Origin of the sequence: Rhodococcus maanshanensis NBRC 100610 (assembly GCF_001894865.1) — a bacterium.
In the GTDB taxonomy this organism is placed as follows: Bacteria; Actinomycetota; Actinomycetes; order Mycobacteriales; family Mycobacteriaceae; genus Rhodococcus_G; species Rhodococcus_G maanshanensis.
In genome coordinates this window covers 37,794-51,852 of sequence record NZ_BCXA01000031.1, presented here as the reverse complement: position 1 = coordinate 51,852, position 14,059 = coordinate 37,794, and the positions used below count along the sequence as shown (strand labels likewise).

Genomic DNA, 14,059 nt, shown 5'->3' with positions numbered 1-14,059 from the left:
GCGCTCAGATCACCGTGAGCGGCAAGGGGATTCCACGATCTGCGAATGCAAACCCGGCCCCGGTACTGACCCGGGTGATGGCGACCTCGACGCACTCGGGCGCGGGCTCGTCCTCGGTGACCACCTCGACGAGAAGCGAGTCGACGTCCTCCGAGAGCAGCCGGACGGTGAACCGGGGATCGACGCCGCGCACCAGCGCGTGCAGGGGCTCGAGGTGGTCGCCGTCGACCAGGGCCGGCCAACCGCCGTCGGCGTCCACCGCTCCGCCGCGACCGAGCAGCAGCTCAAGCCTCCCGTCCCCGAGCCGGATGTCGCTGTCCACGTATTGCCTCGGGTTCAGCAGCGGGTGCACCGACAGCACCGCGGCGAGGCCTGCCAGGTCACGGGGCAGCCCGAGCGCCTCGCGGATCCGCTGCGCGGCCACCCCGGCGATCCCGGTGAGCTGCTTGCGGGCGATCTCGAGTGCCTTGTCCTGCGCCGCCCTCTTGCGGACAGCGAGGAGGAACCCGAGCGCGAGCAGGTGATGCTGCAGGCAGACCTCCTCCGCGATCCGCACCAGGGCCGAATGCGAGAAGTCCGCGAACCGGATGTCGGAGAGCAGCGGACCCGAGTAGTCGTGCGCACCCTCGCCCGTGCGGTCGATGAGGCTCAGCTCCACCGCGTTGGCCGCGGTGCGGCCGATCTGCTCGGTGTGCGCAGTCATCTGGGGCGGCACGTGCGACGGGTCGATGGTCACCGTCCACGCGCAGTGCGGCTTGCGGTCCGCCGGTCGGCGCGGCGGGCGGTGGATGGGTCGCACCTGGGCGTGTGGGTTGGTGGCCAGCGCGGTCGCGTCGAAGGTGGGGTCCTCGATGTCGTGGCACATCGTCGTCACGTACTCGTCACCGAGCGGCTCGACGTCCATCAGGGCACCGCAGTGGTCGAGCCAGAACTCGCCGTGCGCGGGATCGTCGACCCGGTACCGGAAGTCCATGAACTGGGGCGGTGCCCCGATGTCGAGTTGCAGTCCCTTGAAGATCGTGACCACGTCGTCGCCCTCGTACCCGAGCGCCTTCTGCATCCTGCGCGTGTACCACGGACTCGACGCCTGCCACTCCTCGATCGCGACGGCCGCCATGCCCTCGCGCCCGAACTCCACGATCAGGTGCGCCATCCCCGAACGATCGATCAGCTGGCCGCAGAGCAGGAGCTCGGGCACCAGTGCCGCGAGATCGGCCCGCGAGCGCGCCGCGAACGAATCGCCGACAGTCACCGCGCTCACCACAGTGGAACCGGGGCGCCGCCGGCCGGGTACCAGCCGGGGAGCTTCTCCCCGGAGACCGACCGCTGGATGCGCGCGTTCATGCCGTCCGAGAGCGCACCGTCCGTGATCATCTCCATGAACAGCGCCGAGACGTTGCCGAAGTCGAAGAAGTCGCGCTGCCAGGACCACTGGAAATCCCCGCCGTAGCGGAACCAGCTGCCACCGATGCCGTGGACCGAGTAGTGGCTGCCGTCGACGCGGGTGGCGTCGGCGACCTGCTTCCACAGGCCGATCACGTTGCCGCTGCGCTCGTCGACCACGAACTCCTGATAAGGGTATTGCCAGCCCTCGAGGCCGAACATCTCCTGGCCGAGCGCGATGTCACGGATCTCATCGCGGCCGACGGCCATGAAATCCTGCTGCGGGCCATAGTTCCAGCCGTAGGTCGCGTCCTCGGTATACATCTGCGCCAACGGCTTCCAGTCGCCCGCCGCCTCGCAACGCTTGTTCTCCTCGACCCATCGCTGCACCATCTCGTCGAGCTCCGCGCGATCGAACTGGGACATCACTGGTCTCCTTCGGATTCGGACATTCTCAGCGCACGGGTCGGGCAGAATTTCACCGCGTTCTCCACACTCGGGCGCAGGGACTCGGACGGGTCGGTGTCGAGGATCTCTACGGTTCCGTGCTTGGGCACGGAGAAGACCTCGGGGGCCTCCATCTCGCAGGCCGCATGCCCCTGGCACAGGTCCGCGTCGACCTCGATCCTCATCGGACTCGCCGCCTGCGATACCGGACCCGGCACGGTTGCTCGAGCTGGACCACCATCTTGCTGTGGTCGTTCCGATACGACTCCGACGGCTGCGCCATCTCGAACTCGAAGTCCCGCAACAGGATCGAGAAGATCGCCTTGAGCTGCATCTGGGCGAACGCGGCCCCGACACAGCGGTGCCTTCCCGCACCGAACGGGATCCAGGTCCACCGGTTGACGATGTCCTCCTGGTTCGGATCGATATAGCGACCCGGGTCGAAGTCGTCCGGGCGCGGAAAGTCCTCCGGGATCCGATTGGAGATCGCCGGGGTCGCCGCGACCAGGTTGCCCTTCTCGATCCGGTAGCCACCGACCTCGAAGTCGTCGCGCGCCAGTCGCAGCAGGATGATCAGCGGCGGATGCAATCGCAACGTCTCCTTGACCACCGCCTCCAACACCGGGATCTGGCGCAGCGCATGGAAGCTGATGTCCGCGCCGTCCGAGTACAGCTCGTCGAGCTCGCCGACCACCTGCTTCATGGCGTCCGGGTGCCGGAGCAGTTCGATGAGGCTCCAGGCCGCGGTGCCGGAGGTGGTGTGGTGACCCGCGAACATCATCGAGATGAAGATGCCGGTGATCTCGTCGGCGCTGAACCGCTCCGCCCCTGACTCGTCCTTGATCGAGACCAGCACGTCGAGCATGTCCCGGTCGTCCTTGCCCTGTGGCGGGTTGGCGATCCGTCCGGTCATGATCTCCTGCACCAGCGCGACCAGCGCGAGGCGCGCCTCGTCGCGGCGCCGGAAACTCTCGATCGGTGCGTACGGATCGACGAAGGCGAGTGCGTCCGTGCCCTGTTCGAGCTCGTGGTAGAGCTTGGCGAACCGATCGTCGAGTTGATCGCGGAACTTCTTGCCGATGAGGCACGCCGAGGAGGTGTAGATGGTCAGCTCGGCGAAGAAGTCGAGCAGGTCGATCTCCCCCTCGTCGCCCCAGCCTGCGACCATCGCCTCCACCTCGGCACCGATCGTCGCGGCGTGGCCCTTCATCTGCTCACCACGCAGTGCCTGGTTGTGCAGCATCTCCTTGCGCCGCTCGGGGCTGGCGTCGAACACCACCCCCGCCCCGAAGATCGGCTTCATGAACGGGTACGCGGCCTGCTGGTCGAGGTCCTCGTCCGACGAGCGGAAGAAGAACTCGTTGGCCTCGGCCCCGGAGAGCAGCACCACCTCGCGGTCGGCGAGCCGAAAGGTCCCGATATCGCCGCACTCCTCGCGAACACGGCGCATCAACGCGATCGGATCCGTGCGCAGTTCCTCGAGGTGACCGTGCTCGTGCTCGCCGCCGGATACGCGCGGCGGGTCTTGCGGACTCATCACTTCGCCTCCTTCGGGTCGGTATGGTTCTCGGGCTCGCGGACGCTCAGCGGCGCCTCCGGTTGGACCTCGATCAGCACCAGGTGCGCGCCACGCGGTGCCGACACCACCGCGACGACGGCGTTGGCGATGTCGGACGCGCGCAGGAAGTAGCCGTGCCTGGCGAAGCCCCAGGTCTTCCATGATTCGGCGAGCGGACCGATGACCTCAGGGGTGGAATCCATCCCCATCCCGGTCAGGGTCGGCCCCGGCCTGACGATGGAGGCGCGGATTCCCGTGCCCTCGAGCTCCATTCGCATCTGCCGCCCCATCGCCTCGAGCCCGGCCTTGGCCGCGTCGTAGGCGCCCATCAGTGGTCGTGGACGGTCGGCGCAGTCGGATCCGATCAGCACGAAGTCGCCGCGGCGCCGCTCTCGCATGCCGGGCAGGATTCGGTGCGCCAGCCGTTGCGCACCGACCAGGTGCACCTCGACCTGCTTGAGGAATCGCTCGGGTTCCATCTGGTCGGCGGCACCGAACTCGAGGTCGCCCGCGCCGGAGAGCACGATCTCCGTCGGCCCCAGGGCATCCTCCGCGGCCGAGACGAACTCGTCGACCGAGGCGCCGTCGGTGACGTCGAGGAAGTGCGCGAACGCCTCGCCCCCGCCCGCCCGGATCTTCTCCGCGATCGCCTCGCACTCCGCGACGCGCCTGGCGCCGAGCGCGACCGGGTGGCCGAGATCGGCGAGGGCATAGGCGGTGGCGGTGCCGATCCCCGAGGACGCCCCTGAGATCACCGCCGGCCTGCGCTCCGGGTTCGGTTCGAATCGTGGCATCAGCGCACCTGCACCTTCAGCGGCAGGGCTGCGAAGCCCCTGACGTTCGTCGAATGGACGCGCTCGATCCCGGACTCGTCGACCTCGAAGCCGGACACCTTCCTGGCGAACTCGGCGAGCGCGATGTTCGCCTCGAGCCTTGCCAGGTGGGCACCGAGGCAAAAGTGCACGCCGCCACCGAAGCTCGCCAGCTTGTTGGTCGAGTTCCTGCCGATCTGGAACTCGTCGGCCTCCTCGAACACCTCGGAGTCCCGGTTGGCGGAGCCGATCAGCAGCAGCATCTTCTCCCCCGCAGGCACGGTCTGGCCGTAGTACTCGAGATCCACCGCGGTGGTGCGCGCAACGATCTGGCTCGACGTGTCGTAGCGCAGCGTCTCCTCCACCCAGTCCGGCGCCCGGTCCGGGTCGGCGAGCACCGGCGCGACCTGTCCGGGGTGACGCGAACCCCAGTACAGCGCGTTCCCCAGCAGCTTCGTGGTGGTCTCGTTGCCAGCCACCACCATCAGGAACATGAACCCGAGGATCTCCGCGTCGGTGAGCCGGTCCCCGTCGATCTCGGCCTCGAGGAGCGCGGAGGTCAGGTCCTCGGTCGCCGACCGCCTGCGCTCGGCGATCATGTCCCGGTAGTAGCCCATCAGGCTGATCGAGGACTCCACCGCGGCCTGCGGGACGTCCTGAACGCCGTCCTCCCTGTGCACCACCAGGTCCGCCATCCGTCGCAGCTCCGCGCGGTCCGGCTCCGGCACGCCCATCAGCTCGGAGATCACATCCATCGGCAGCTTGCCCGCGACCTCGGCGATCCAATCGAACTCGCCCGCCGCCAGCGCCGGCTCCAGGTGCTGATCGGTCAGCTCCAGGATGCGACCCTCGAGCTCGGCCACCCGGCGGGGCGTGAACCCACGAGAGACCAACTGCCGCAACCGCATGTGCCGCGGATCGTCCATCGCGAGGAAGGACATCACCAGGTGCGCGTGCGGTCCGTAGGCGGCCGGGTCGAGCGAGACGCCGTTGGCGCTCGAGAGCCTGCGACTGTCCTTGAAGGCATCCGCGACGTCGCCGTGCCGCGAGAGCGCCCAGAACCCGATGTCCGGATTGTGATAGATCGGCGACTCCTCGCGCAGCCGCTTGTACGTGGGGTACGGATCGTCGTGGAAGTCGTAGTCGTACGGATTGAAGACCACAGGGGTGATCAGGGCTTCGGTCATCGTGGCTCCAGGATCAGTTTGGCGGAGGCCTCGAGTCGCTGCGCGAGCTCCGGGTAGGACCCGTATCCCATGCCCGCGCGCAGGAGGGCTCCCGCGTAGAGGAGTTCGAGGGTTTCGAGCAGTTCGGGGTCGAATCCCGGGCCGAGTGCATGCCCGAGCCGGTTGTGGATCTCGAACCCGATCCGGCCGCGCAGGTGCTCGACGTCCGGATCGGCGCCGAGCAGGGCGCCGGTCACCGCGGCGGACACCTCCGGCTCGTCGGCCAGCAGCAGGGCGATCCCGCGCAGCACCGACAGCACCCGTTCCGTGCGGCCGAGGCCGGTGTCGTCCGGGATCTCGGAGGCCTCGAGCCGTCGCCAGAAGACCTCGGCGACGAGGTGTTCCTTCGAGGAGAAATAGGTGTACGCGGTCGCCGGGCCGACACCGGCCCGCGCGGCCACCGCGCGCACGGTCAGGCCGCCGAACTCCTGCTCGCGCAGCACCTCGACCGCGGCACCGGTCAGTCGCTCGACGGTGTCGGCCTGCTTCTCGGTCAACCGTCTGCGGGTCGACTCGAAACTACGACTGGACACGTGTCTGGACATTACTACGGTCTCCCGTCCGGCGGTACCCGTTTTCGCGTTCGATTCGGCCGTTCGCGGCCGGTCAGCAGCCGATCGCCTAGAGCCCGATCTTCATTCCTGCGCCGCCGTCGACCCGCAGTTGCTGGCCGGTCACGTACCGCGATTCGTCCGAGGCCAGGTACACCACCGCGTGCGAGATGTCCTCGGGCTCGACCCACGGGATCGGCATGGCCTGCATGAACGGAAAGGTCAGCGCCGCATCCTCGGCGGTCGGGTTCTCGAGGTCGGGCCGGAACGTCTTGTACATCGGCGGACTCTGCAGCATGTCGGTGTTCACGTTCGTCGGATGGATCGCGTTGACCCTGATCGAACTCGGCCCCAAGGTGAGCGCCAGCGAGTTCGTGTAGGCCTGTATCAGCTTCTTGGCCAGCCCGTACCCGTCGCCGCCGGGGCCCTGCATCGCCTGCTGGCCGTTGATCCCGGTCTGCGGCACCAGACCTGCGACCGAACCGATCGCGATGATCGAGGCGCCCTCGCCCAGGTACTCCATCGCCGCGTGCACGGTGTTCACCACGCCGACGAAGTTGACGTCGAAGGCGTCGACGAAGCCGGCATTCGGGATGTGGTTGCCCAGGGGGCAGATTCCCGCGTTGGCCACCACGACGTCGAGACCACCCAACTTGCCCACCGCCTCGGCCAGCACGGCCTCGACGGCCGCCCGGTCGCGGACGTCGACGCGCGCAGCGACCGCCCTGCGACCGGCCTTTTCGACCAGCCGTGCCGTCTCCTCCAGGTCGGCCTCGGTGGCGAGCGGATATTCGTTGCTCGCGATGTCCGCGCACAGATCGAACGCGATGATGTCCGCGCCCTCCTCGGCGAGATGGACCGCGTGGCTGCGGCCCTGCCCCCGTGCTGCGCCGGTCACGAACGCGACCTTGCCTGCGACTCGATTCATCGGATCACTCCCTGCAATCGATGGAACGTTCGACGTGCTTCTGCCTGAAAGCGTTGCGAGGTATCTCTGTGCGAACTATAGTCCAGACACCTGTCCAGATGTGGAGGAATTGAGCATGGCGCTTCGTCCGACCGACAGTTCGGCCCTGCTGATCGACGGAAAGCTCGTCCCCGGCTCCGGCGGCACCTTCGAGGTGCTCAACCCCGCCACCGAGGAGGTGCTCGGATCGGCGGCCGAGGCCACCGCCGCCGACATGGACGCCGCGATCGCGGCCGCTCGCCTGGCGTTCGACGAGGGCACCTGGTCCCGCGATCACGCGTTCCGCGCCGGCTGCCTGCGCCAGCTGTGCGACGCCCTGCAATCGCACATCGAGGAGTTGCGCGAGGTGACCATCGCCGAGGTCGGTGCGCCCGCGATGCTGACCAGCGGACCGCAGCTCGAGGGCCCCATCGAAGACCTGCGCTACTGGGCCGACCTGGCCGAGAACTATTCGTGGGAAGAGGATCTCGGGGCCGCAGCGCCAATGGGGATCCCCACCGCTCGCCGGGTGTTCAAGGAGGCCGTCGGTGTCGTCGGCGCGATCACCCCGTGGAACTTCCCCCACCAGATCAACTTCGCCAAGCTCGGGCCTGCCCTTGCCGCGGGCAACACCGTGGTGCTCAAGCCCGCGCCCGACACCCCGTGGTGCGCGGCACTGGTCGGCAGGGTGATCGCCGAGGAGACCGAGATCCCCGCGGGCGTGGTCAACATCGTGACCTCCACCGACCATGCACTCGGCGCCCGGCTGTGCACCGACCCGCGCGTCGATCTGGTCTCGTTCACCGGGTCCACCGCCACTGGCCGCACGGTGATGGCCTCGGCGGCCGACAGCCTCAAGAAGGTGTTCCTCGAACTCGGCGGCAAGTCCGCGTTCATCGTGCTCGACGACGCCGACCTGGCGAGCGCCTGTTCGGTCGCGGCCTTCTCGGTATGCGTGCACGCGGGTCAGGGCTGCGCGCTGACGACCCGGCTGCTGGTCCCGCGGGCCCGCTACGACGAGGCGGTCGCCGCGACCGCCGCGACCATGTCCGGCATCCGCGCAGGCGACCCCAGCAAGCCAGGAACCGTCTGCGGGCCACTGATCTCCGCGCGCCAACGCGAGCGGGTGGAGGGCTACCTGAAGCTCGCCGTGGAGGAGGGCGGCACCATCGTCACCGGCGGTGGCCGACCGGCCGACCGGGACCGCGGGTTCTTTGTCGAGCCGACCCTGATCGCCGGGGTGGACAACTCCGCACGGGTCGCCCAGGAGGAGATCTTCGGCCCGGTCCTGGTCATCCTCCCGCACGACGGCGACGAGGACGCCGTCCGGATCGCCAACGACTCGCCGTACGGGCTGTCCGGCTCGGTGTGGGGCACCGACCCGGAGCGGGTGAACCGCGTGGTCGCGGGCGTGCGCACCGGAACGCTCAGCGTCAACGGCGGGGTCTGGTACTCCGCGGACGCCCCGTTCGGTGGCTACAAGCAGTCCGGGATCGGCCGCGAGATGGGCGTGGCCGGCTTCGAGGAGTACCTGGAGACCAAACTCGTCGCCTCCCCCGCGACGACCTGATCCACAGCCGGCCGAGTACACCTAGCGAGGAGAGCAGACACATGGGACGTTTCGACGGACGCACCGCCATCGTCACCGGCGCGGCGCAGGGCATCGGCGAGGGTTACGCACGGGCACTCGCGGCCGAGGGCGCCAACGTGGTGGTCGCCGACCTCAACCGCGAGCTCGGCGAGACCGTGGCCAAACAGATCACCGCGGACGGGGGCTCCGCGGCGTTCAAGGAAGTCGATGTGGCCGAGGCGGATTCGGCCGTCGCCCTCGCCGACTTCGCGGTCGAGCGGTATGGCAGCATCGAGCACCTGGTCAACAACGCCGCGATCTACGGCGGCATGAAGATCGACTCGCTGCTCACGGTGGACTGGGACTACTACCGACGGTTCATGAGCGTGAACATGGACGGCGCCCTGCAGGTGTGCCGGGCGGTCGTCCCGCACATGCGGGCCAACGGCGGATCGATCGTCAACCAGTCCTCCACCGCCGCCTGGCTGTACTCGAACTACTACGGACTGGCGAAGGCAGGCATCAACAGCCTCACCCAGCAGCTCGCCACCGAGCTCGGTTGGTCGGACATTCGCATCAACGCGATCGCGCCTGGGCCGATCGACACCGAGGCCACCCGCACGGTCACGCCCGGCAACATCGTCAAGGACATCGTCAGGCGGATTCCCCTGCAGCGCATGGGAACCACCGAGGACCTGGTCGGCATGTGCCTGTTCCTGCTCTCCGACGATGCCGGCTGGGTCACCGGGCAGATATTCAACGTCGACGGCGGACAGGTGTACCGGTCGTGACCGCGAACGACACCGACATCACGGTCGGCTACATCGGCCTCGGCAACATGGGCGCGCCGATGGCCACCCGGTTGCTCGACTGGCCCGGCGGCCTGGTGGTGTGCGACGCGCGGCCCGAGACGCTGACACCCTTCACCGATGCGGGTGCCACCGCGGCGGACACGCCTGCCGCGGTCGCCTCTCAGTCCCAGGTGATCTCGGTGACCGTCCTCGACGACGCACAGGTACGGGAGGTGGTCGACGGTCCCGACGGGATCCTCACCGCCGCCGCGCCCGGCACGGTGATCGCGGTGCACTCGACGATCAGCGACCTGACCGCCACCGACCTCGCCCAGCGCTGCCGGGAACGGGGAGTCGACCTGGTCGATGCGCCCGTCAGCGGCGGCGCGCCCGGGGCCAAGCAGGGTCGGCTCGCGGTCATGGTCGGCGGATCCGAGGAGGCGTTCGCCGCGGTCCGCGGGCCGTTCGGGTGCTGGGCCGAGCTGGTCGTGCACGCCGGGCCGGTCGGTGCGGGCACCCGGATGAAGCTGGCGCGCAACCTGCTCCACTTCGTCTCGTTCACCGCCGCGAGCGAGGCACAGCGCCTCGCCGAGGCCGCGGGCCTCGACATCCGCGAGCTCGGCAAGATCGTCCGGCACACCGACGCCATCACCGGGGGCGCGGGCGCGATCATGTTGCGCGAGACCACCGCCCCGGTCGCCGAGGACGACTTCTGGCACCCGATCCTCGGGCACGTCCGCAACCTCGGCGAGAAGGACCTGTCCCTTGCGCTCGACCTCGGTGAGCGGCTCGACGTCGACCTGCCGCTCGCCCGGCGCGCCCTCTCCGATCTCGGCCCGGGACTCGGGGTCGGGACCGGCGCACTGTCCGAATCCGCAACCAAGGAGCACGCATGACCGACGAGAACGGCAGGGGTCCGAGCGAGGCGCGGGCTCGCGGGGTCGCGATGATGAACCAGGTGTACGGCTGGGAGATGCCCGCCGACGTCCCCGGCGACTTCTTCGCGGTCACCGCAGACCATCTGTTCGCCGACATCTGGACCAGGCCGGGGCTCACCCTGCGCGACCGCCGGCTGCTGCTGCTCGGCGCCATCACCGCGCAGGGCCAGGGCGACGTGGCGAAGATCCAGATCAACGCGGCGCTGCACAACGAGGAACTGACCGAGGAACAGGTCGAGGAGGCGGCGATCTTCCTCTGCCACTACGTCGGCTGGCCGTTGGGCACCGGACTCAACAATGCCCTGATCGCCGTCAAGGCGGACCGGCGCAAGGCCGCCAGGGCCGCGGCGAAGGCCGCCGAGACGAACTCCTCGGAAACCGCCACCGGCTGAGGCCGGACCGGAAATACTGCACTCAAGGCAACAACTCTCGAGAGAAGGACCCGATTCATGGCCGAGGCCACTCCCATCCGTCCACAGCCCGCCGACACCATCGAGACGTGGCAGTACGAAGCCGATGTGGTCGTCGCCGGCTACGGCATCGCGGGCGTCAGCGCCGCAATCGAGGCCGCGCGTGCAGGCGCGGACGTCCTGGTGCTCGAACGGACCAGCGGCTGGGGCGGCGCCGCGGCGCTGGCCGGCGGGTTCATCTATCTCGGCGGCGGCACGCCGCTCCAGCAGGCGCTCGGCTTCGAGGACTCGCCGGAGAACATGAAGGCCTTCATGATGGCCGCTCTCGGCCCTGGCGCCGACGAGGAGAAGATCACCGACTACTGCGAGGGCAGCGTCGAGCACTACAACTGGCTCGTGGACAACGGGGTGCCGTTCAAGGAGTCCTTCTACGGCCAGCCCGGTTGGGAGACCCCGTTCGACGACGGACTGATGTACTCCGGCGGCGAGAACGCGGCACCGTTCAACGCCATCGCGACCCCGGCGCCGCGCGGGCACGTCCCGCAGATGGCGGACAAGCGGACCGGGGAGAAGGGCGGCGGCTACATGCTGATGAAGCCGCTAGTGGAGACCGCCGAGAAGCTCGGCGTCCGTGCCGAATACGACATGCGGGTGCAGCGCCTCATCGTCGATGCCGATGGCCGGGTCGTCGGGATCATCGCCAAGCAGTACGGCAAGGAGATCGCGGTCCGCGCCCGCACCGGCGTGGTGCTGGCCACCGGCAGCTTCGCCTACAACAAGGAGATGGTGCAGAACTACGCGCCGCGGCTGATCGGCAAGCCGGGCGCCTCGATCGAGGAGCACGACGGCAGGGCGATCCGGATGGCGCAGGCCCTCGGCGCGGACCTGGCGCACATGGATGCCACCGAGGTCGCGTTCTTCGGCGATCCGCAGTTGATGGTCAGGGGCATCCTCGTCAACGGCCGCGGCCAGCGCTACGTCAACGAGGACACCTACCCGGGCCGGATCGGTCAGGAGACGTTGCTGCGCAACGAGAACCAGGCTTACCTGATCATCGACGAGGCCGCCTACGAGGAGGGCATCGCGGCCGACAGCTCGACACCGTTCTTCCGGTTCCAGCCGAAGTGGGTGGCGGAGACGGTCGAGGAGCTCGAGTCCGAGATGGGCCTGCCCGCCGGCGCGCTGGTCTCGACCGTCGAGGTGTACAACCGGCACGCCGAGAACGGCGAGGACCCGGTGCTGGGCAAGAAGCCCGAATGGTGCAAGCCGATCGGCTCCCCCATCGCCGCGCTCGACCTGCGCAACTTCACCGCCGGGTTCACCCTCGGCGGACTGCGCACCACGATCAACTCGGAGGTCCTGCACGTGAGCGGCGAGCCGATCCCCGGCCTGTTCGCGGCGGGCCGCTGCACCTCAGGTGTCTGTGCGGGCGGCTACGCGAGCGGAACATCGCTGGGCGACGGCAGCTTCTACGGCAGGCGCGCAGGCGTCAGCGCCGCCAAGGGGTAGGTAGGCGGCTGCGCCGCCTGTGCGCGGTTGACGAGTCCCTGCACTCGTCAACAGCGCACAGGCGCTAGCCTTGAACCATGCCGGTCACCTGGTCGGACGAGGTCGACGCCATTCTCGGCGGCGACCTCACCTGCGGGCTCGCCTGCCTCACCCCTGCGGGCGGAGCGGTCGTGACGACGGTGGCGCCGATCGGGCTGCGCGACCGCGAGCTCGGCACGGTCGGCTTCACCACCTCACTCGGCTTCGGCCGCAAACTCGAGCGCATCAAGGTCGATCCCAGGGTCGCGCTGGCGTACCACGCCCGCGAACACGGTGTCGGCGACCGCGCCACGGGGTTCGTCCTGGTCCAGGGCGAGGCGCGCTTCGCCCCACATCCCGACCGCGCGACACTCGACGAGATCGGCACGCACTCGGAGCCGTTCATGGGCGCACCCAAGCGGGGACGGTTCTGGGACCGGTGGCTGCACGCGTACTACGAGGACCGGGTACTGGTGACGGTGACCGTAACCCGGGTCGTGGCCTGGCCCGCGCCGAACGCGGACGGTGAGTGTGCAGTGTTCGGCACACCGCGACCCGAGGCCGCCGCCGCGCCGCAGCCGCCACCGAAGAAGGGCACAGGCCCACGGGTGGACGCGGCGAAGACAGGCGAGCGCGCCGCGAGGCTCCCGCACCTGCTGCTCGCCTACCGCGACGCGGACCGATATCCGGCGATCGCCCCGGTCGGGGTGATCGACGCCGACGCCGAGGGCGTCCGGCTGCGGGTGCCCACCTGGGTGCCGCCGGGCGGCCGCCGCGCAGGCCTGCTCGCGCACTCCTACCGCGCCCAACTCGTCGGCCTCGAGTCCCGCCAGAACACCGGTTGGCTCGAGGTCGCCGGCGACGAGGCGCGGTATGCACCGCACACCGAGACCGGGTTCCGTGCGCCCGCGAACAAGACGATCCTGTTGCTGGCCAACGGTTTCCTGGCCCGGCGCGGGCTGGCGAAGGCCCGTAAGCAGGGGCGGGTTGCGGCGCTGGGCTGAACCCGCCCGTCGCGGGTCAGCGCGCGACCGGCTCCCGGTTCAGCTTGCCCGCGAGCCGTTCCAGGTAGGCCTCCACCTCGGCCTCCGACTTGTCGGGCACCCCGAACACGACCTCGGTCACGCCGAGGTCCTCCCAGCGGGCGAGCTTCTCGTGGTCGGGCTTGCCCGCCAGCACCACGATCCGGGGCGCGCCCTCGCGGCCCGCCTCCTGCCAGATGCGGCGCAGCAACAGCACGTTGTCGTCGATGTCCTGCTCGATCGGGGTGGTCATCCAGCCGTCCGCGGACCGGGCGATCCACTTGAAGTTCTTCTCGTTGCCCGCCGCGCCCACGATCACCGGAACACGGGGCTGCTGAATGGTTTTCGGCCACGCCCAACTCGGGCCGAACTTGACGAACTCGCCGTCGTACTCGGCCTCCTGCTGCGACCACAGCGCCTGCATGGCCTCGAGGTACTCGCGCAGCATGGTCCGGCGCCGCCCCGGCGGCACACCGTGGTCGGTGAGCTCGTCGAGGTTCCAGCCGTACCCGACGCCGAGCACCACTCGCCCCCCGGACAGGTGGTCGAGCGAGGCGATGGTCTTCGCCAGGGTGATCGGATCGTGTTCGACCGGGAGCGCGACCGCGGTGCCGAGCGCGATGCGTTCGGTCACCGAGGCCGCGGTCGCCAGCGCCACCCAGGGGTCGAGCGTGCGCATGTAGCGGTCGTCGGGCAGCGTCTCATCACCGGTCTGCGGGTGCGCGGCGTCCCGCCGGGCCGGGATGTGCGTGTGCTCAGGGACGTAGAAGGAATCGAAGCCGCAGCGTTCCGAGGCCGCAGCGGCCGAAGCCGGTGTGATCCCACGATCACTCGTGAACAGCGTGATGCCAAACTTCACCAGGGTCTCCCTTGCCACC

Annotated in this window: 15 protein-coding genes; 6 read left to right on the top strand and 9 right to left on the bottom strand. The window is 69.1% G+C overall.

The window, feature by feature from the left end:
- Positions 1 to 4 precede the first annotated feature (4 nt).
- The 8 genes from RM1_RS16025 to RM1_RS15990 form a co-directional block, all read right to left on the bottom strand.
- The gene (locus RM1_RS16025) at positions 5 to 1,264 is read right to left on the bottom strand and encodes a hypothetical protein (RefSeq protein WP_072752739.1); all 1,260 of its coding nucleotides are present in this window, start codon (positions 1,262 to 1,264) and stop codon (positions 5 to 7) included.
- Positions 1,258 to 1,809 (bottom strand): Cif family virulence factor, encoded by a 552-nt coding sequence (locus RM1_RS16020; protein ID WP_072752737.1) that lies wholly within the window; start codon positions 1,807 to 1,809, stop codon positions 1,258 to 1,260. Before RM1_RS16020 ends, RM1_RS16025 begins: the two co-directional genes overlap by 7 nt.
- On the bottom strand, positions 1,809 to 2,015 hold the full coding sequence (locus RM1_RS16015; RefSeq protein ID WP_072752735.1) for a ferredoxin: 207 nt from the start codon (positions 2,013 to 2,015) through the stop codon (positions 1,809 to 1,811). Before RM1_RS16015 ends, RM1_RS16020 begins: the two co-directional genes overlap by 1 nt.
- Positions 2,012 to 3,367, bottom strand: coding sequence for a lanosterol 14-alpha demethylase (gene cyp51 / locus RM1_RS16010; RefSeq protein WP_072752734.1), 1,356 nt, complete (start codon positions 3,365 to 3,367; stop codon positions 2,012 to 2,014). The genes RM1_RS16015 and cyp51 overlap by 4 nt, the downstream gene beginning before the upstream one ends.
- A complete protein-coding gene (locus tag RM1_RS16005) occupies positions 3,367 to 4,182 on the bottom strand; it encodes an SDR family oxidoreductase (RefSeq protein ID WP_072752731.1) in 816 nt (271 codons plus the stop codon). Before RM1_RS16005 ends, cyp51 begins: the two co-directional genes overlap by 1 nt.
- Positions 4,182 to 5,387 (bottom strand): cytochrome P450, encoded by a 1,206-nt coding sequence (locus RM1_RS16000; RefSeq protein WP_072752729.1) that lies wholly within the window; start codon positions 5,385 to 5,387, stop codon positions 4,182 to 4,184. The genes RM1_RS16005 and RM1_RS16000 overlap by 1 nt, the downstream gene beginning before the upstream one ends.
- On the bottom strand, positions 5,384 to 5,971 hold the full coding sequence (locus RM1_RS15995) for a TetR/AcrR family transcriptional regulator (protein ID WP_072752727.1): 588 nt from the start codon (positions 5,969 to 5,971) through the stop codon (positions 5,384 to 5,386). The genes RM1_RS16000 and RM1_RS15995 overlap by 4 nt, the downstream gene beginning before the upstream one ends.
- 76 nt (positions 5,972 to 6,047) lie before the next feature.
- Positions 6,048 to 6,905 (bottom strand): mycofactocin-coupled SDR family oxidoreductase, encoded by an 858-nt coding sequence (locus RM1_RS15990; RefSeq protein ID WP_072752725.1) that lies wholly within the window; start codon positions 6,903 to 6,905, stop codon positions 6,048 to 6,050.
- A gap of 115 nt (positions 6,906 to 7,020) precedes the next feature.
- Here RM1_RS15990 and RM1_RS15985 point away from each other — a divergent pair, with 115 nt between their 5' ends.
- The 6 genes from RM1_RS15985 (at position 7,021) to RM1_RS15960 (ending at position 13,163) form a co-directional block, all read left to right on the top strand.
- On the top strand, positions 7,021 to 8,493 hold the full coding sequence (locus RM1_RS15985; RefSeq protein WP_072752723.1) for an aldehyde dehydrogenase: 1,473 nt from the start codon (positions 7,021 to 7,023) through the stop codon (positions 8,491 to 8,493).
- Positions 8,494 to 8,534: 41 nt separating this feature from the next.
- Positions 8,535 to 9,284 (top strand): SDR family oxidoreductase, encoded by a 750-nt coding sequence (locus RM1_RS15980; RefSeq protein ID WP_072752721.1) that lies wholly within the window; start codon positions 8,535 to 8,537, stop codon positions 9,282 to 9,284.
- Positions 9,281 to 10,180: an NAD(P)-dependent oxidoreductase gene (locus RM1_RS15975; RefSeq protein ID WP_072752719.1), complete on the top strand. Its 900-nt coding sequence runs from the start codon at positions 9,281 to 9,283 to the stop codon at positions 10,178 to 10,180. Before RM1_RS15980 ends, RM1_RS15975 begins: the two co-directional genes overlap by 4 nt.
- Positions 10,177 to 10,614, top strand: coding sequence for a carboxymuconolactone decarboxylase family protein (locus tag RM1_RS15970; RefSeq protein ID WP_072752717.1), 438 nt, complete (start codon positions 10,177 to 10,179; stop codon positions 10,612 to 10,614). The genes RM1_RS15975 and RM1_RS15970 overlap by 4 nt, the downstream gene beginning before the upstream one ends.
- Positions 10,615 to 10,671: 57 nt before the next feature.
- A complete protein-coding gene (locus RM1_RS15965; protein WP_072752716.1) occupies positions 10,672 to 12,141 on the top strand; it encodes an FAD-dependent oxidoreductase in 1,470 nt (489 codons plus the stop codon).
- Between the two features lie 77 nt (positions 12,142 to 12,218).
- Positions 12,219 to 13,163 carry a pyridoxamine 5'-phosphate oxidase family protein gene (locus tag RM1_RS15960; protein ID WP_072752714.1) on the top strand — a complete coding sequence of 315 codons (945 nt, stop codon included), beginning with the start codon at positions 12,219 to 12,221 and terminating at the stop codon, positions 13,161 to 13,163.
- 16 nt (positions 13,164 to 13,179) lie between these two features.
- Here the strand turns inward: RM1_RS15960 and RM1_RS15955 are convergent, their stop codons facing one another.
- Positions 13,180 to 14,040, bottom strand: coding sequence for an LLM class F420-dependent oxidoreductase (locus tag RM1_RS15955; protein ID WP_072752775.1), 861 nt, complete (start codon positions 14,038 to 14,040; stop codon positions 13,180 to 13,182).
- Between the last annotated feature and the right edge of the window lie 19 nt (positions 14,041 to 14,059).